General features: G+C 68.1%; 15 protein-coding genes. 11 read left to right on the plus strand and 4 right to left on the minus strand.

Translation table 11 applies throughout. The annotated features are described in order from the left end of the window. Nucleotides 1-4: 4 nt before the first annotated feature. Nucleotides 5-310, minus strand: coding sequence for a type II toxin-antitoxin system VapB family antitoxin (locus G6N31_RS03545; protein ID WP_098003565.1), 306 nt, complete (start codon nt 308-310; stop codon nt 5-7). Between the two features lie 134 nt (nt 311-444). Between G6N31_RS03545 and hrcA the strand changes: the two genes are divergently transcribed. The 11 genes from hrcA to G6N31_RS03600 all read left to right on the plus strand — a co-directional run bounded on the left by hrcA (nt 445) and on the right by G6N31_RS03600 (nt 14,232). Beyond that, the gene (gene hrcA / locus G6N31_RS03550) at nt 445-1,476 is read left to right on the plus strand and encodes a heat-inducible transcriptional repressor HrcA (RefSeq protein ID WP_098003564.1); all 1,032 of its coding nucleotides are present in this window, start codon (nt 445-447) and stop codon (nt 1,474-1,476) included. A gap of 43 nt (nt 1,477-1,519) precedes the next feature. Then, nucleotides 1,520-2,665, plus strand: coding sequence for a molecular chaperone DnaJ (gene dnaJ / locus G6N31_RS03555; RefSeq protein ID WP_098003563.1), 1,146 nt, complete (start codon nt 1,520-1,522; stop codon nt 2,663-2,665). Nucleotides 2,666-2,678: 13 nt separating this feature from the next. Further along, nucleotides 2,679-3,419, plus strand: coding sequence for a 16S rRNA (uracil(1498)-N(3))-methyltransferase (locus tag G6N31_RS03560; protein ID WP_098003562.1), 741 nt, complete (start codon nt 2,679-2,681; stop codon nt 3,417-3,419). A 113-nt stretch (nt 3,420-3,532) separates the two neighbouring features. Then, complete coding sequence (locus G6N31_RS03565) at nt 3,533-3,952, plus strand: MmpS family transport accessory protein (protein WP_098003561.1); 420 nt, start codon at nt 3,533-3,535, stop codon at nt 3,950-3,952. Continuing rightward, entirely contained in the window at nt 3,952-6,828 is a 2,877-nt protein-coding gene (locus G6N31_RS03570) for an MMPL/RND family transporter (protein ID WP_098003560.1), read from the plus strand. Before G6N31_RS03565 ends, G6N31_RS03570 begins: the two co-directional genes overlap by 1 nt. 47 nt (nt 6,829-6,875) lie before the next feature. Continuing rightward, nucleotides 6,876-7,934 carry a PhoH family protein gene (locus G6N31_RS03575; RefSeq protein ID WP_098003559.1) on the plus strand — a complete coding sequence of 353 codons (1,059 nt, stop codon included), beginning with the start codon at nt 6,876-6,878 and terminating at the stop codon, nt 7,932-7,934. 6 nt (nt 7,935-7,940) lie between these two features. Next, complete coding sequence (gene ybeY / locus G6N31_RS03580) at nt 7,941-8,489, plus strand: rRNA maturation RNase YbeY (protein WP_098003558.1); 549 nt, start codon at nt 7,941-7,943, stop codon at nt 8,487-8,489. After that, entirely contained in the window at nt 8,486-9,793 is a 1,308-nt protein-coding gene (locus G6N31_RS03585; protein WP_098003557.1) for a hemolysin family protein, read from the plus strand. The genes ybeY and G6N31_RS03585 overlap by 4 nt, the downstream gene beginning before the upstream one ends. Next, nucleotides 9,786-10,103 (plus strand): cytidine deaminase-like protein, encoded by a 318-nt coding sequence (locus G6N31_RS03590; RefSeq protein ID WP_098003556.1) that lies wholly within the window; start codon nt 9,786-9,788, stop codon nt 10,101-10,103. Before G6N31_RS03585 ends, G6N31_RS03590 begins: the two co-directional genes overlap by 8 nt. Next, nucleotides 10,100-10,999 carry a GTPase Era gene (gene era / locus G6N31_RS03595; RefSeq protein ID WP_098003555.1) on the plus strand — a complete coding sequence of 300 codons (900 nt, stop codon included), beginning with the start codon at nt 10,100-10,102 and terminating at the stop codon, nt 10,997-10,999. Before G6N31_RS03590 ends, era begins: the two co-directional genes overlap by 4 nt. A gap of 77 nt (nt 11,000-11,076) precedes the next feature. Continuing rightward, nucleotides 11,077-14,232 carry an ATP-binding protein gene (locus G6N31_RS03600; protein ID WP_098003554.1) on the plus strand — a complete coding sequence of 1,052 codons (3,156 nt, stop codon included), beginning with the start codon at nt 11,077-11,079 and terminating at the stop codon, nt 14,230-14,232. Nucleotides 14,233-14,283: 51 nt separating this feature from the next. Here G6N31_RS03600 and G6N31_RS03605 read toward each other — a convergent pair whose 3' ends face one another. The 3 genes from G6N31_RS03605 to G6N31_RS03615 all read right to left on the minus strand — a co-directional run bounded on the left by G6N31_RS03605 (nt 14,284) and on the right by G6N31_RS03615 (nt 17,806). Next, nucleotides 14,284-14,499: a hypothetical protein gene (locus tag G6N31_RS03605; RefSeq protein ID WP_098003553.1), complete on the minus strand. Its 216-nt coding sequence runs from the start codon at nt 14,497-14,499 to the stop codon at nt 14,284-14,286. A gap of 116 nt (nt 14,500-14,615) precedes the next feature. Further along, nucleotides 14,616-17,222, minus strand: a complete 2,607-nt coding sequence (locus tag G6N31_RS03610) for a helix-turn-helix transcriptional regulator (protein WP_098003552.1) — start codon at nt 17,220-17,222, stop codon at nt 14,616-14,618. Between the two features lie 62 nt (nt 17,223-17,284). After that, nucleotides 17,285-17,806 carry a CAP domain-containing protein gene (locus G6N31_RS03615; RefSeq protein ID WP_179964315.1) on the minus strand — a complete coding sequence of 174 codons (522 nt, stop codon included), beginning with the start codon at nt 17,804-17,806 and terminating at the stop codon, nt 17,285-17,287. Nucleotides 17,807-17,821 lie beyond the last annotated feature (15 nt).

Genomic DNA, 17,821 nt, shown 5'->3' on the forward strand with positions numbered 1-17,821 from the left:
CGGGTCAGGGCAGCGGTCCGTCCATGTCGAAGACGCGCGCGTGCAGCACGGTGCGGTTGCGCAGGGCCGCGCGTACGGCCCGGTGCAGACCGTCCTCCAGATAGACGTTGCCGTTCCACCGGACCGCGTGCGGGAACAGATCCCCGTAGAACGTCGAATCCTCGGACAGCAATCGGTCGAGTGCGAGCACCGTGGTGGTCATCACCAGTTCGTCGAGCCGGATCTGACGCGGCGGGATCTGCGCCCATTGGCGGTGTGTCAACCCGTGGTCAGGGTAAGGCCTGCCGTCCCGGACTCCCTTGAAGATCATCGCGCCTCGTCTGCCCCGTACCCCCGCGGTAATACTTAGCTCTGCAAGATTAACCCGCCGCATGGTCGCTGGCACCAGCGCCGATCCCCGTAAAATGAACAGGTCCCGAACGGGTGAGGGAAGGTGGGTGAGCAATGGGCAGCGCCGACGAACGCAGGTTCGAGGTTCTTCGTGCGATCGTCGCCGATTTCGTCGCCACGAAGGAACCCATCGGTTCCAAGACGCTCGTGGAGCGGCACAACCTCGGAGTCTCCAGCGCGACGGTGCGCAACGACATGGCGGTACTCGAAGCCGAGGGCTACATCGCCCAGCCGCACACCAGTTCCGGTCGGGTTCCCACCGAGAAGGGATACCGCGAGTTCGTCGACCGACTCGACGACGTCAAGCCGATGTCGGGCCCCGAACGCCGGGCCATCCTGCAGTTCCTGGAGTCCGGCGTGGACCTCGACGACGTGCTGCGCCGCGCGGTGCGGTTGTTGGCCCAGCTCACCCGTCAGGTCGCGATCGTCCAGTACCCGCGGCTGTCGACCTCCACGGTGCGCCGGCTGGAGGTGGTGGCGCTCACGCCGGCCCGCCTGCTGCTGGTGGTGATCACCGACTCCGGCCGGGTGGATCAGCGCATCGTCGAACTCGGCGACGGTCTGGACGAGCATCAGCTGACACAGCTGCGCGACCTGCTCGGGGGAGCGCTCGAAGGCAAGCCGTTGTCGGCGGCCTCGATCGCGGTCAGCGACCTGGCCTCGCACATCACCGGCCAGGGCGGGCTGGCCGACGCGGTCGGCCGGTCGGCGACCGTGCTGGTCGAGACGCTGGTCGAACACAGCGAGGAGCGGCTGCTGCTCGGCGGCACGGCGAATCTGACGCGCAACACCGCCGACTTCGGCGGTTCGCTGCGTTCGGTGCTGGAGGCACTCGAGGAACAGGTGGTCGTACTGCGGTTGCTGGCCAAGCAGCAGGAGGCGGGTAGGGTCACCGTGCGCATCGGCCACGAGACGGAGGCCGAGGAGATGGCCGGTACCTCGGTGGTCACCACCGCGTACGGCAGTTCGGGCAAGGTGTTCGGCGGCATGGGTGTGTTGGGGCCCACCCGGATGGACTATCCGGGAACCATTGCCAATGTCGCCGCAGTTGCTCTTTATATTGGCGAGGTTCTAGGTAGCCGCTGACCTGGACGGTTTATCGCCGGTCAGTGGGTGGGAAAGGTATAGCGTGGCACGCGATTACTACGGCATGCTCGGAGTGAGCAAAGGCGCCAGCGACACGGAGATCAAGCGCGCCTACCGCAAGCTGGCCCGTGAACTGCACCCCGACGTCAACCCCGACGAACAGGCGCAAGCCCGGTTCAAGGAGATCAGCGCCGCCTACGAGGTGCTCAGCGACCCGGAGAAGCGACGCATCGTCGACCTCGGGGGCGACCCGCTGGAATCCGCCGCCGCCGGTGGGGGCGGCTTCGGCGGCTTCGGCGGACTGGGGGACGTGTTCGAGGCGTTCTTCGGTGGCGGCGGCGGGTCGCGCGGTCCGATCGGGCGCGTGCGGCCGGGCTCGGACTCGCTGCTGCGGATGCGGCTCGACCTCGAGGAGTGCGCGACCGGGGTGACCAAGCAGGTCACCGTCGACACCGCGGTGTTGTGCGACCTCTGCCACGGCAAGGGCACCAACGGCAATTCCACGCCGGTCGCGTGCGACACGTGCGGCGGACGCGGGGAGATCCAGACCGTGCAGCGCTCGCTGCTCGGCCAGGTCATGACGTCGCGGCCGTGCCCTGTCTGCGGCGGCGTCGGCGAGGTCATCCCCGACCCCTGCAACCGCTGCGGCGGCGACGGTCGGGTCCGGGCCCGCCGCGAGATCAGCGTGAAGATCCCGGCCGGTGTCGGCGACGGCATGCGGGTGCGGTTGGCCGCGCAGGGCGAGGTCGGCCCCGGCGGCGGTCCGGCCGGCGACCTGTATGTGGAAGTGCACGAGAAGCCGCACGACGTGTTCGTCCGCGACGGAGACGACCTGCACTGCACGATCTCGGTGCCGATGGTCGACGCCGCGTTGGGTACCACCGTGACCGTCGAGGCGATCCTCGACGGACCGATCGAGATCCAGGTCGAAGCCGGTACCCAGCCAGGAGCGGTGACCACATTGCGCGGCCACGGCATGCCCCACCTGCGCTCCGGTGTGCGCGGCAACCTGCACGCCCACATCGACGTGGTGATCCCGACGCGACTGGACCACGAGAACGTCGAGCTGCTGCGGGCCTTCCGGGAACGCACCCGCGACTCCGCGGTGGTACGCAACACCTCCGGGAACAACTCCACTCAGGGCGGGGGCCTGTTCTCCCGGCTGCGGGAGACGTTCACCGGCCGGTAGAAAGGCTCGTCGCGTGCGTGACCTGTTCTACGTCGACGCGCTGCCCGGTGTCGGTGAACTCGCCGTCGTCGACGGTGACGCCGGGTTCCATGCCACGACGGTTCGGCGGATCCGCCCCGGCGAGCACCTGGACCTGTCCGACGGCAGCGGCGCGGTCGCGCACTGCGTCGTCGAGGAGGTCACCAAGAACAGCCTGTCGGCGCGGGTGCGCGATTGCCGCGTCATCGCGCGCACGGGGCCCTCGGTCACCGTTGTCCAGGCCCTGCCGAAGTCCGACCGCTCCGAGTTGGCGGTCGAGTTGGCCACCGAGGCCGGCGCCGACGCTGTGCTGGCCTGGCAGGCGGCGCGGTGCGTGGCCCGCTGGGACGGTACCGCGAAGATCGAGAAAGGACTGCGCCGCTGGCGTGCCGTCGCGAGGTCCGCGGCGCGGCAGTCACGGCGTCCGCACATCCCCGACATCGACGGCGTGATCGGCACGCAGCAACTGGTGGACCGAATCCGGGCCGCGGCCCCGGGAACGGCACTGGTGCTGCACGAGTCGGCCACCCGCGGACTCGCCGGCGCGGTGCCCGCACAGGCCGAGTCGCTGATGCTCATCGTCGGACCCGAAGGCGGCGTCGCCGACGACGAGCTGGCGGCGTTGACCGGGGCCGGCGCCGTCGCGGTACGGCTGGGCCCGACGGTGCTGCGCACGTCGACGGCCGCCGCCGTTGCGCTGGGAGCGCTCGGAGTGCTCACTCGGCGCTGGGCCTGACAAACCCCCAGGGGGTAGTCCGCCAAGCGGAATTTAGATAGGTTAGCCTTCCCTCTAACTGTCAGAAGCCCGAGGGCTGCGCCGATCTCAAAGGACTTCCGATTCTCACCCGTCTGTCCCGAGCCTGGATACCGCTCGTCCTGGTGATCGTGCTCGTTGTCAGCGGCTTCGCCGTCTGGCGGCTGCGGAACATGTTCGCGGCCGATCCGTTGCCCGTCTACACCGGAAGCGCTACCGAGGACTCGAACACGTCCGATCCGAAGATCGTGCGCTACGAGGTCTGGGGCGAGCCGGGCGCGGTCGCCGACATCAACTACGTCGATGCCGAGGGTGACCCCAACCAGATCGTGGGTGCAGCGCTGCCGTGGTCGATCGACATCGAGACCGATGCGGTGGCCATGGGCGGCAACATCGTGGCGCAGGGTAACGGCAACTTCATCGGGTGCCGCATCACCGCCGACGGCGAGGTCAAGGACGAACGCACCATCAACAACGTCAGCGCGTACATCTACTGCTTCACCAAGGCGGCCTGATGGGCGTCGCCGGCAACCGCAGCGAGACGCTGCGCCGACCGAAGTTCCTCGCGCAGTGGATCCGGCGCTTGGCCGTACCCATCATCCTGGGCTGGACGCTCTTGTTGGTCGCGCTGAATGTGCTGGTGCCCCAACTCGAGGTCGTGGCCGCCGAGCACTCGGTGTCGATGAGCCCCAGTAACGCGCCGTCGATGCAGGCCATGTCCGACATGGGCCGGCTCTTCGAGGAGTCCGACTCGGATTCGATCGCGTTGATCGTCCTGGAGAGCGAGACCGACCAGCCCCTCGGTGACGACGCGCACGACTACTACGACGGACTCATCGCCAGCCTGGAGGCCGCCGACGAGCACGTCCGCAACATCCAGGACACGTGGGGCGACCCGCTGACCGAGGCGGCCGCGCAGAGTTCGGACGGCCGGGCCGCCTACGCGACGCTCAACCTCGCCGGCAACATGGGGGAAGCCGAGTCCAACGAGGCGGTCGCCGCGGTCCGGGACATCGTGGCCAATTCGCCGCCCCCGCCCGGGGTGCGGGTCCATGTCACCGGCCCGGCGCCGATGATCGCCGACGTCAACATCGCGGGCGAGAGCAGCATGGCGCTGGTGCTGCTGGTCACCTTCGGTGTGATCATCGTGTTGCTGCTGTTCTTCTACCGCTCGATCTCGACGGTGCTGCTGCTGCTCGTCGTGGTCGTCGTGCAGCTGGGGCTGGCCCGCGGCGTGGTCGCCGCCCTGGCCCATTTCGAGCTCATCGGTCTGTCGACCTACGCGACCAACCTGCTGATCTCGCTGGCCGTGGCGGCGGGGACCGACTATGCGATCTTCTTGGTCGGCCGGTACCAGGAAGCCCGGACCTCCGGGGCCACCCACGAAGAGGCCTACTACGAGATGTTCCACGGCACGGCGCCCGTCGTGCTGGGCTCCGGCCTGACGATCGCCGGGGCGATGTTCTGCCTGTCCTTCACCCGCATGCCGTATTTCCAGAGCATGGGTGTGCCCTGCGGGGTGGGCACCCTGGCCGGGGTGGCGGTGGCGCTGACCCTCGGACCGGCGGTGGTGACCGTCGGCAGCCGGTTCGGTCTCCTCGAGCCCAAGCGCGCCATCAGAATTCGTGCCTGGCGCCGCGTCGGCACCATGGTGGTCCGCTGGCCCGGGCCGATCCTGGTGGCGTCGCTGGCGCTGTCGTTCATCGGGCTGGCAGCGCTGCCCGGCTACCAGACCAGCTACGACGACACCAAATACGTGCCGGAGTCGATACCGGCCAACGCCGGGCTACAGGCCGCCACCGAGCATTTCTCGCTGTCACGGATGAGCCCCGAGATCCTGCTCGTCGAATCCGACCACGACCTGCGCAACCCGACGGACTTCCTGATCCTGGACCGCCTCGCGAAAAGGGTTTTCGCGGTCGAGGGCGTGTCCCGCGTGCAGGCGCCGACGCGCCCGGACGGCACGCCCATCGAGAACACCTCGATCCCGTTCCTGATCAGCATGCAGGGTGTCGGTCAGCAGCAGAACATGAAGCTGATGCAGGACCGGATGGCCGACATGCGCACCCAGGCCGACGACCTGGGCCGCACCATCGCGACCATGCGCACCATGTACGGCCTGATGACGCAGTTGTCCAACGTCACCACCGTGATGATCGACGACTTCACCGAGATGCAGCAGACCGTGCATCAGATCCGCGACATGATCGCCAACTTCGACGACCAGTTCCGACCGATCAGGAACTACTTCTACTGGGAACCGCACTGCTTCAACATCCCGATGTGCTGGACGTTCCGGTCGCTGTTCGACTCGATGGACGGCATCAGCACCATGACCGACTCGTTCGACAAGGCGCTGGTCAACATGGAGACGATGCGGGCGTTGCTGCCCCAGATGCTGGCGACGTTCCCGCCGATGATCGAAACCATGGAGAGCATGCGGCACATGATGCTGACGACGTACGCCACCATGGGCGGCTTCTATGACCAGATGGACGAGATGAGCGAGAACTCGACCGAGATGGGGAAGTCGTTCGACGCGGCCCGCAACGACGACTCGTTCTATCTGCCCCCGGAGGTGTTCGAGAACAAGGACTTCCAGCGGGCGATGGAGAGCTTCTTCTCGCCCGACGGCAAGACGGTGCGGATGCTGGTGTCACACCGCGGTGACCCGACTGCGCCCGAGGCGCTGGCCCGCGTGGAACCCATCAAGATCGCCGCGATCGAGGCGCTCAAAGGTACTCCCCTCGAGGACGCCACCATCCAGCTCGGCGGTACGGCGGCGACGTTCAAGGACATGTCGGACGGGTCCCGCTACGACATGATGATCGCCATCCTCGCCGCGCTGACCCTGGTGCTGATGGTCATGCTGCTGCTGACCCGCAGCCTGGTGGCCTCGCTGGTCATCGTCGGCACCGTGATCCTGTCGCTGGGCGCGTCGTTCGGGGTGTCGGTGTTGATCTGGCAGCACATCATCGGCATCGAACTGCACTGGATGGTGCTGGTGATGTCGATCATCGCGCTGATCGCCGTCGGATCGGACTACAACCTGCTGCTGGTCTCGCGGTTCAAAGAGGAGATCGGCGCCGGCATCAAGACCGGCATCATCCGCTCGATCGGCGGCACCGGCAGCGTCGTCACGCTCGCGGGTGTGGTGTTCGCGCTGACCATGGCGTCGATGGTGGTCAGCGATCTGCGGGTGATCGCGCAGGTCGGGACCACGATCGGGTTGGGCCTGCTGTTCGACACCTTCATCGTGCGTGCGTTCATGATGCCGTCGATCGCGACGTTGTTGGGTCGCTGGTTCTGGTGGCCGCAGGTGGTGCGCTCACGACCGCTGCGGGTGCCCCCGCCGCCGCAACCGTTGGGTGCGCGCGGCGAGCAGGGCTAAACTGGGGCTTTCGATCACCGACCCAGGAAGCAGGCAGAAAACTCCACGTGGCGCCTCGCGAGAACGCAAGCTCGGACACCGCCGGCCAGACAGTCCGCAGCAGCCTCACTGTTCCGCCCGACCTAGTCGTGGGCCTGCTGGGCTCATCCGACGAGAACCTGCGGGTGCTGGAAGACCTGCTCTCCGCCGACATCCATGCGCGCGGCAATGAGATCACGCTGGCCGGTGAACCCGCCGATGTCGCGCTCGCCGAACGCGCGCTCTCCGAGTTGACCGAGATCGTCGGCAGTGGACAGGCACTGACCCCCGACGCGGTGCGGCACAGCGTCGCGATGCTGACCGGCACCCTCGACGAGTCACCGGCCGAGGTCCTGACGCTGGACATCCTGTCGCGGCGCGGCAAGACGATCCGGCCCAAGACGCTGAACCAGAAGCACTACGTCGACGCGATCGACGAGCACACCATCGTGTTCGGCATCGGCCCCGCCGGCACCGGTAAGACCTACCTGGCGATGGCCAAGGCCGTCAGCGCGTTGCAGAGCAAGCAGGTCAGCCGCATCATCCTGACCCGCCCGGCGGTCGAGGCCGGGGAGCGTCTCGGCTTCCTGCCCGGCACGCTCTACGAGAAGATCGACCCGTACCTGCGCCCGCTCTACGACGCGCTGCACGACATGATGGACCCCGAACTGATCCCGAAGCTGATGAGCGCCGGGGTGATCGAGGTGGCACCGCTGGCCTTTATGCGGGGTCGCACGTTGAACGACGCGTTCATCATCCTCGACGAGGCCCAGAACACCACCGCCGAGCAGATGAAGATGTTCCTGACCCGGTTGGGATTCGGCTCCAAGATCGTCGTCACGGGTGACGTCACCCAGATGGACCTGCCCGGCGGGGCGACATCGGGGCTGCGCGCGGCCATGCGCATCCTCGACAATGTCGACGACATCCACTTCGCCGAACTCACCAGCGCCGATGTGGTGCGGCACCGGCTGGTGTCGGAGATCGTGGACGCCTATGAGCGGGCGGAGGGGAAGTACGGCGGCGACTCGCTCCTGAACCGTGCCCAGCGGCGTGCCCACGGCACGGGAAGCCGGCCGAGGCGGTAGCGGCCGATGAGCATCGAGGTGTCCAACGAGTCGGGCATCGACGTATCCGAAGAGGAATTGATCAGCGTCGCGCGCTTCGTCATCCGCAAGATGGACGTCAACCCGGCCGCCGAGCTGTCGATGGTGTTGCTCGACACCTCGGCGATGGCCGACCTGCACATGCGCTGGATGGACCTGCCCGGGCCCACCGACGTGATGAGTTTCCCGATGGACGAACTGGAGCCCGGGGGCCGCCCCGACGCGCCCGAGCCAGGACCGTCGGTGCTCGGCGACATCGTGTTGTGCCCGGAATTCGCCGCCAAGCAGGCCGCCGACGCGGGTCACACCCTCGGCCAGGAGTTGGCGCTGCTGACCGTGCACGGCGTGCTTCATCTGCTGGGCTACGACCACGCCGAGCCCGACGAGGAGAAAGAGATGTTCGCGTTGCAGCGCGAACTTCTCGAAGAATGGGTGGCCGAACAGGTCGAGGCGTACCACAAAGAGCGGCAGCTGCAGCGCGATCGCGTGCTGTTGGACCAGTCCCGCTATTTCGATGAATTGACCGACGACCGGTGACCGGTGTCGGTCAGCTGATCAGCGCGGTGGTGCTGGTCGCTTTCGGAGGGTTGTTCGCCGCGATCGATGCCGCGCTGAGCACGGTCTCGATGGCGCGGGTCGAGGAGATGGTCCGCGACGAACGTCCCGGCGCGGTGCGCCTGGCCAGGGTGATGGACGAGCGGCCTCGTTTCATCAACCTGATCGTGCTGCTGCGGATCACCTGCGAGGTCAGTGCCACCGTGCTGCTCGCGGCGTATCTGGACGGCCACCTCGGGGTGACCTGGGGGCTGGCCGCAGCCGCCGCGATCATGGTCGTCGTCAGCTTCGTCGCCATCGGCGTCGGCCCGCGCACGCTGGGCCGGCAGAACGCCTACACCATCGCGCTGCTGACAGCGCTTCCGCTGCAAGCTATTTCGGTGCTGCTGCTGCCGGTAAGCCGGCTGCTGGTGCTGCTCGGCAACGCCCTGACCCCCGGACGCGGTTTCCGCAACGGGCCGTTCGCCTCGGAGATCGAACTGCGCGAGGTGGTCGACCTCGCCCAGCAGCGCGGTGTGGTGGCCGACGACGAGCGCCGGATGATCCAGTCGGTGTTCGAGCTCGGTGACACGGCCGCTCGTGAGGTGATGGTGCCGCGCACCGAGATGGTGTGGATCGAGAGTGACAAGACTGCCGGGCAGGCCACCTCGCTGGCGGTGCGCAGCGGGCATTCCCGCATCCCGGTGATAGGTGAGAACGTCGACGACGTCGTCGGCGTGGTGTATCTCAAGGACCTGGTGCAGCGAACGTACTACTCGACCACCGGTGGCCGGGACACCCGGGTGTCCGATGTGATGCGCGCCGCGGAGTTCGTGCCCGATTCCAAGCCGCTCGACGAGCTGCTGCGGGACATGCAGCGCGACCGGGTGCACATGGTGCTGTTGGTCGACGAGTACGGCGCGATCGCCGGGTTGGTCACGATCGAGGACGTGCTCGAGGAGATCGTCGGTGAGATCGCCGACGAGTACGACACCGATGAGGTGGCGCCGGTCGAGGAACTGGGCACCGACCAGTACCGGGTATCGGCCCGACTGCCGATCGAGGACCTCAGCGAGCTCTACGGGGTGGAGTTCGACGAGGACCTCGACGTCGACACCGTGGGCGGCCTGCTGGCCCTCGAGCTCGGTCGGGTGCCGTTGCCGGGCGCCCAGGTGGCCTGGGACGGTCTGTTGCTGCGGGCCGAGGGCGGTCCCGATCCGCGGGGCCGGGTCAGGATCGGCACCGTGCTGGTCAGCCGTGTCGAACCCGTTCCCGACGACGATGAAGAGAAGGCAACCGATGAGTGAGCTCGATGCCGAGGACGCGAAGCTGGTGGTGCTGGCGCGCGGGGCCATGGGCCGCGCGGACGCGGCCAGCGGGGCCGCGGTACGGGACAGCGACGGCCGAACCTACGCCGGCGCGCCGGTGGCGCTCGACACCCTCGAGCTGACCGCGTTACAGGCCGCGGTCGCGGCGGCGGTGTCCAGCGGCGCGACCGGGGTGGAGGCCGCCGTGGTAGTGGGCGGCACCGCCGACGACGCGGGCGTCGCCGCGGTGCGGGAGCTCTCCGAGGACGCCGTCGTCATCATCACCGACCGGGCGGGCGTCGTACAGTGACCGAATTCCGTTCGGGCTTCGTCTGTTTCGTCGGCCGGCCCAACACCGGCAAGTCGACGTTGACCAACGCGCTGGTCGGCAGCAAGGTCGCGATCACGTCGAACCGGCCGCAGACCACCCGGCACACCATCCGCGGCATCGTGCACCGCGACGATTTTCAGATCGTGCTGGTCGACACCCCCGGTCTGCACCGGCCGCGCACGCTGCTCGGGCAGCGGCTCAACGACCTGGTCAAGGACACCTACTCCGAGGTCGACGTGATCGGGCTGTGCATCCCCGCCGACGAGCGGATCGGGCCGGGGGACCGGTGGATCTACGAGCAGATCCGCGCCGTCGCGCCGCGGACCACTCTGATCGCCATCGTCACCAAGATCGACAAGGTCGCCAAAGACCGGGTCGCCGAACAGCTGATCGCGGTCAGCGAGCTCGTGGGGCCCGACACCGAGATCGTGCCCGTCTCAGCGACTTCGGGAGCGCAACTCGATGTGCTCGTCGATGTGCTGGTCGCGCAGCTGCCGCCCGGTCCGGCGTTCTATCCCGACGGGGAGCTGACCGACGAGCCCGAAGAGGTGCTGATGGCCGAGCTCATCCGCGAAGCGGCGCTCGAAGGTGTGCGCGACGAGCTACCGCACTCGCTGGCCGTGGTCATCGATGAGGTCGAGCGCCGGCCTGACCGGGAGGACCTGATCGACGTGCGTGCCGTACTCTACGTCGAACGCGATTCGCAGAAGGGAATCGTGATCGGCAAGGGCGGTGCCCGCCTGCGAGAGGTCGGCACCGTTGCCCGCACCCAGATCGAGAAGTTGCTGGGCACCAAGGTATTTCTGGACCTGCGGGTCAAGGTGGCAAAGAACTGGCAGCGGGATCCCAAACAGCTGGGCCGACTCGGTTTCTGAGCTCTTTTCGCGGGTCCCCGTGCGTCGTACAGTGAGCGGACTGGGGTGGTCGCGAGCCCCGGATCGGCGGTGCGCGGATGAGCGTGCGGTGTGGGTCGTGCGGCACTCTGTCACGAGCGCGGGCCAAGTTCTGTGACGAGTGCGGATCCGCGCTGGACACCTCCGATGAGCCCGCCGAGTTCAAGTATGTGACCGTGCTGTTCGCCGACGTGGTGCGCTCGATGGATATCGCCGACGCACTGGAGTTGGAACGCTACCGCGAAGTCATGGGTGAACTCGTGACCCGGTCGGCTGTGGCGGTCCAGCGCTACGGCGGCGGGCAGGTGGACTACACCGGCGACGGCGTGATGGCGGTGTTCGGGGCGCCGATTGCCATGGAAGATCATGCTTTTCACGCCTGCATGGCAGCCCTGGAAGTGCAACGCGAGGTTGCTGCGCTGGCCGCCGACGTCGAGCGGCGTGACGGGGTATCGCTCCGGCTTCGGGTAGGGCTGAACTCCGGGCAGGTGATCGCCGGTGACATCGGTTCGGCTCCCTTGGGCTACACCACGACCGGAAGGACCGTCGGGTTCGCCCAGCGGATGGAGTCGGCCGCGCCGCCGGGCGGGGTGATGATCTCCGAGTCGACCGCGCGGCTGGTCGAGCGCGTCACGGTGCTCTCGGAGCCGGAATGGGTCACGGTCAAGGGCGCCGGATCCCCTGTCTGCGCGTACCGGCTGCTCGGGATCAGCGGGCGGCACCCGCAAACGGTGATGGAAGCCAACATAGTTGGGCGACGTTGGGAACTGGCCTTGCTGGACACGATGATCGACCGAGCCGTCAGCGGACGCGGGGGAGTGGTCAATCTCATTGGCGCGCCGGGGATCGGCAAGAGTCGCGTGGCTCGAGAAGCCGCGGCCTCGGCGGCGGCGCGGGGGGTCGAGGTGTTCTGGAGCTACTGCGAATCGCACACCGTCGACGTCCCGTTCCACGCGGTGGCCGAACTCCTGCGGGCGAGCAGTGGAGTCGCCGACACCGAGGGCGATATCGCGCGGCGCCGACTACGCGATGCCGTCCCTCCCGACGCCGACCCGCAGGATCTGCTGTTGTTGGAGGACCTGCTCGGGATCGCTGATCCCGGCGTTCCGCGCCCACAGATCGACCCGGAGGCGCGACGTCGCCGATTGACCGGCCTGATCAACACGGCGTCGTTGGCCCGCACGAAACCGGCCGTGTACATCGTCGAGGACGCGCAGTGGATCGACGCGGTGAGCGAGTCGATGTTCGCCGACTTCTTGGCGGTCGTGCCGCACATCCCGGCGGTGGTGCTGATCACGTCACGCCCCGAGTACAGCGGAAGCCTGTCGGTGCGGACCGATGCTCAACACGTCGCCCTCGGCCCCCTGGAAGATTCTGATGTCGCCACCCTGGTGACGGAGCTCCTGGGTTCGGACCCGTCGGTTGCCGGACTCGCGGCCACGATCGCCGAGCGCGCCGCGGGGAACCCGTTCTTCGTCGAGGAAATGGTGCGCGAGCTCGCTCAGACCCACGTGCTGACCGGTGAGCGGGGCAGTTACCGAGTCCTGACGAGCACCGACGACGTCAGCGTGCCGGTGACAGTGCAGGCGGCTATCGAGGCACGCATCGACCGCCTCAGCGCGCCGGCCAAGCGGACGCTTAGTGCAGCCGCGGTGGTCGGGGCCCGCTTCCGCGAGGACGTGCTCGTCGCGCTCGGCATCGAGCCGGACCTCGACGAACTGCGCCGTGTCGACCTCATCGACCAGATCCGGTTCACCCCCAGCGCTGAGTTCGCCTTCCGGCACCCGCTGATCCGGGCAGTGGCCTACGAGTCCCAGTTGAAGGCCGACAGGGCCGGCTGGCATCGACGGGTGGCGGCCGCTGTCGAAGAGGCGGCCGGGAACGCGGCCGACGAGAACGCGGCGCTCATCGCCGAACATCTGCAGGCCGCCGGCGATGGGCCCATGGCCTACCTGTGGCACATGCGTGCGGCCACGTGGGCTGCCAGCCGCGATCTCGGCGCCGCCCGTGCCAGTTGGGAACGTGCCCGCAGGATCGCCGACGAGCTGCCTGAGCAGGAAGCGGACACTCTCTCGACGCGGATCGCTCCGCGCATGATGCTGTGCGCGACCGAATGGCAGGCGATCCGGGAGAGCCGCGGACGATTCGAGGAACTGCGGGAACTGTGCGCGCAGGCAGGAGACAAGTTCTCGCTGGCCGTCGGGATGACGGGGCCGTTGACTCACATGTTGTACACGGGAAGATCTGTCGACGGCGCGCCGTTGGCAACCGAGCAGTTGGCGCTGCTGGAGTCCATCGGTGAGCCCAGCGCGACAGTCGGGCTGATGCTCGTCCCGATCTGCATCTGGTTCGACGTCGGTGACTTCGGTCAGATCCTGCGGTGGTCGCAGACCGCCGTCGACTTGGCGGGCGACGATCACACGCTGGGATCCGGGTTCGGGTTCGAGTCGCCGCTGGCCGGCGTGCTGGCGTGGCGCGCCGTCGCGTTGTGGTGGCTGGGCCGGCCCGGATGGCGGGAATGCAGGGAGACTGCGATCGACATCGCCCGCAGGAGCGGTCCGACGACCTTTGCGGCAGCGGTCACCTGGACCGCCGCCGGACTCTATTACGGCGTGCTGTCCACCGATGACGCCACGCTGGAACTCATCGAAGAAGCGGCGGTTCGGGCGGCCGAGGGATCGAGCAACGTGGGGATCACGCTCATCACCTTCACCCTGGGTGTGGCGTTGCTGAATCGGAACGACGCCGAGAGTAGAGCGCGCGGGCTGCACGTCATGGTGCAGGCGCGCGAGATGTTCCTCGATGCTGCGGCGCCGTTTCTGGTCACCGTCGCCGATCTGTGGACGGCGCGGGAGCAGTTCCGCACCGGAGACGTCGACCGATCCCTGGAAACGATGAGAAGGAGCGTCGACGATCTCCGGCGTGCCGGCCGAATCTACTACGGACTTCGGGGTGCAGCGTTTTTCGTGCAATCGTTGTTGGAGCGCGGTCATGCCGACGACGTCGATGAGGCGCGGCGCGTGACAGAAACATGGGCGAGCTGCGTCGACGAGAACGAGGCGATACCACGGATCACCCTGGTGCGGTTACGCGCACTGCTGGCGCGCGCGGAGGGTGATGAGCAGAATGTTCGGGACCTGCTGGCCCGGTACCGAACCGAAGCCCAGTCGCTCGGACTCGACAGCCAACCGGCGTGGATCGCGGACATGGCGTGAGCAGTTCGACCCCTCGTCGACGAACCGTCGCGTGTCGGCAGAAGGCCGCTCTCACAGGCGAAACATCTCGCGCTGCATGGCCGCTTGCTCCATGAACGCTGTGCGGCGCTCGGGATAATGCCGGGGCACGCGGGGGCCGGTGTCCTCGACGGTCCGCGCGAACGTGGCGTGCACCGCGGTTGAGATCCAGTGCGCCACCTCGTGCGCGCTGACCAGATGCCGATGGGTGCCGAGCGGACTCGCGGGGTGTAAAGACAGAGCAGACATTTCGTGACCTCCCGATGTTGTGACGACGAGATCATCGTGATCCGGCGACGGGCAGGCGGCTGCAGTAGTGCACCACTGCACTGTGGCCGACCTGGATGCAACGGTGGCGCGACCCCTCAAACGCCCGGTCGCAGCAGCGCGGCCAGCTCGTCGCGGCTGGCGGCGCCGCAGCGAGCCATCGCCCGGTAGATGTGGCTCTCGACGGTGCGCACGGACAGAGTCAACTGCTCGGCGATCGCGCGGTTGGACATCCCGCGACCGATGAGCGTCACGATCTCGCGTTCGCGGTCGGTCAGCGGTACCGGCGCGCTTGCCAGGTCAAGCGCCGGCGTTCTGGCGCCGCCGCACCGCCGCGCCAACTCCTCGGCGCGAGCCGCACACGCCAGTGCCGATCCGCGCCGATCCTGCTTTCGGTAATTGACGGCGGCGTGCGCGCTGGCGTCCAGCGCAGCCACCAGGTCACCCATCTGCTCGAATCGCATTGCCAGCGCGGCTAGTTGGGCCGCATCGCCGTTACCGAGCGCGAACGCGAAGTCGGCGGCGAGGGCGGCGCGCGGGCCTTCGACGATGGAGGTGAGTTCGGCCAGCCGCGGGGCGCACGTGTCGTTCCCGAATTGGGTCGCCGTTTGAAGACACATCACTTCGACGGCGAAACGACCGACTGCTCTGGCCCTTTCGGCTGCGGCAAGCAGGATCGCCACGGCGGTGGAGACGGTGCCGCGGCCCGCGGCCACCCAGGCCCGGGCCACGCTGAGCTCGTCGTCCAGCGATCGGAACGGACGCGCCAGACCCGTCAGCGTGGCCAGGACCGTCGCCGCCGCGTCGACGTCGCCGCGCATCGCCAACCCCGTAGCGCGCGGGAGGCTGTACCGGAAACCCCAGCCGAGCGGGTGGGTTTCGCACAGTTCGTCGGCGGCGTCATTCAGTAATGCGCACGCCTGTCCGAGATCGCCGCGGGCGAGAGCGGCCCGCCCCGCGATGGCGGCGCCGAGGGCCTGTCCGGAGCCGGGGAGATCGGCGGCTTGGCGTCGAACGCGGTCGGTGACCTCGTCGATGGCGTCGATCTCACCGGCCCGCCACAGAGCGCTGACGTGGGAGTCCTCGATGTTGAAAGCCATGTGTGGCGCCTCGGACGACCGGGTCACGGCACGACGCCCAGCCGCGGCGGCGTGCACCGCCGCCGACGTGCGACCGGCATCGGCGTGCACCGTCGTCATCGCCCAGGCGGTCTCCGCGCCGACGATGGCGGGCAACTCGTCGAATGTGGTGGTCTCCCAATGTGGGACCGCGTCAGGCCGGTCCACCGCGAACCAGTACACGGTGTTGAAGGCATCGATGTAGTTGTGCTGCTGTGGTGGCACCGTGTCGGCGGCCGCGTCGATGAGTGCCTTCGCGCGGGTCGGGTCGGCCAGCGCCCAGAGTGCGTTGCTGGCGCGCAGAAACGCGAGGCGGGCGCGCTGGGCGTCGGTGAGGCGGGCGGTGTCCAGCGCTGCGAGCACCTCGTCGGCCGCAGTGCCTTCGCCCAACCAGGACAGCGCGTGGGAGCAGACGAAATGCGCTTCCGGGCCGGCGCCCGAGTGCATCGCGGCCCTCGCGAGCCGCGCGGCCAGCGCCAGGTCAGCCAGTGCCACCGCGCCGTGGGCAGCTCGAGTGAGCAGGTGCGGGTCGGGCGGAAGATCCGAATCGATGAGCAGCGCGGCACGCCGGACCACGAGCGGGACGGCATCGGCATCGGCGGAGGTCGCGAGCCCGTCGGCGACCAGCCCGCGCAGGCGACGCAGCTTGGTCGCCGGTGCCCGTCTGCGGCGCACCTCGCCGTAAACGGGGTGGGCCACTCGCACCTCGAGCCCGGTGGCGGTGTGTGAGACCGTGACGAGGCCGCGGGTGTCGGCGTCCTCGACCGCGGCCGGTCCGGCGAGCCGGTTCAGCGCGGGTAGCGGGATCGGTTCGTAGACCGCCAGCACGTCGAGAACGTCGGTGAGCTCCTCGGGCAGGGCGCCGAGGCGGCCTTCGATCAGTTCGATGAGACCTGCCGGAAGGCCCGGCTCGCCGATCCAGCGCCAGTGCCCGTGCAGCTGTTCGATCCGCCCATCGTCGATTTCCTGTTCGACGATCGTGCGCAGATACAACGGGTTGCCCCGGGTCAGTTCCCACAGGCGGCGCGTCGTCTCGGCGGCGACCGCTCCGTTCAGCGCGGCCGACACCAGCTCGGCGGTATCGCCGAGCCCTAACGGCTGGATGCGCAGCCGGTCGAATCCGCCGAGCTTGCACACCTCCTGGAGTCCCACCGGAATGGGTTCGGAATCCAGGACGGTGAGAAGGACGTCGGCTGCGCGTCGTTGCACGAGCTGGTGCACGACGAAGATCGACAGGTCATCGAGGAGATGCGCGTCGTCGACGACGACGAGAACTCGGGAGCCCGGCGGGGCTGAGGTCAGCGACGCCACGACGCCGCGGACGAGATCGACCGTGGCGGTGGCTCCTGAGGGCACCCACTCGGCGAAGGCGCCCAGCGGAACCGCGCGGGCGGACGAGGTCGCGGCGACGAATCGGTCGACGAATCCCCGTGTTGCGAGCGTCGACCGCACCTCGTCGGCGAGGCGGCTCTTGCCCACGCCTTCCGCGCCGGAGACGACCACGCCGGTGACAGCCGGGCTCGTGAGTGCGGCATGAATCCGCCGCAGCTCTTCGGACCGGCCGGTCAACGGCCACGACAGCCGCACGACGAAAGCCTAAGAGCGATGCCGACTCGAGGTGACACGATCGGGTGAGTTCACCCGTGGGGTCAGGCCGGCGGCTGCCCGAACTCTCGGATCGGCGCTTGCACCGGCGGCGCGAAGTCACCTTTGCCGTAGACCGCCACGACCACGGTGCGGTCGATGAGGTTCTCCGACCACACGCCGATGTCGATGTTCGAACAGTCGGCCATGATCGCGTAGTAATCAGGCCGGTGATACCACTGGTTGATCAGCTCGACGCCGCTGATCGCCAGCGCGGGGTTGATCGCGACCGTCTCTGCGACCGTGCCCTGGTAGCCGGCGTTGCGGGCGCGATCGGCGACCGTCGAGCCGTCGGAGCCGATGTCGCCGTTGAGGGCCCGATTGTGCAGCACGTCGTTCGTGTGCCACTGCGCAGCCAAGCGCAGTTTGGGGTTGATCGCGATCTCGGTGGCGCAGTTGTTCTGCTTCTGGACCGTGTAGACGTTGACGACGACGCTCTCGTTGAGGCGCCGGTTGTCGGCGTGCGCGGTCGGCACGGCGACGACGACGCTGACGGCTACGCCGACCGCGGCCGCCGCGGCCGCGATGCGCGCAGTCTTGCT

The sequence above is a fragment of the Mycolicibacterium duvalii genome, assembly GCF_010726645.1.
GTDB classification, from domain to species: domain Bacteria; phylum Actinomycetota; class Actinomycetes; order Mycobacteriales; family Mycobacteriaceae; genus Mycobacterium; species Mycobacterium duvalii.

Coding starts and splice junctions, on each gene's coding strand:
- G6N31_RS03545 (WP_098003565.1), bottom strand. CDS start 310: ATGATCTTCAAGGGAGTCCGGGACGGCAGGCCTTACCCTGACCACGGG.
- hrcA (WP_098003564.1), top strand. CDS start 445: ATGGGCAGCGCCGACGAACGCAGGTTCGAGGTTCTTCGTGCGATCGTC.
- G6N31_RS03570 (WP_098003560.1), top strand. CDS start 3,952: ATGGGCGTCGCCGGCAACCGCAGCGAGACGCTGCGCCGACCGAAGTTC.
- ybeY (WP_098003558.1), top strand. CDS start 7,941: ATGAGCATCGAGGTGTCCAACGAGTCGGGCATCGACGTATCCGAAGAG.
- G6N31_RS03590 (WP_098003556.1), top strand. CDS start 9,786: ATGAGTGAGCTCGATGCCGAGGACGCGAAGCTGGTGGTGCTGGCGCGC.
- G6N31_RS03600 (WP_098003554.1), top strand. CDS start 11,077: ATGAGCGTGCGGTGTGGGTCGTGCGGCACTCTGTCACGAGCGCGGGCC.
- G6N31_RS03605 (WP_098003553.1), bottom strand. CDS start 14,499: ATGTCTGCTCTGTCTTTACACCCCGCGAGTCCGCTCGGCACCCATCGG.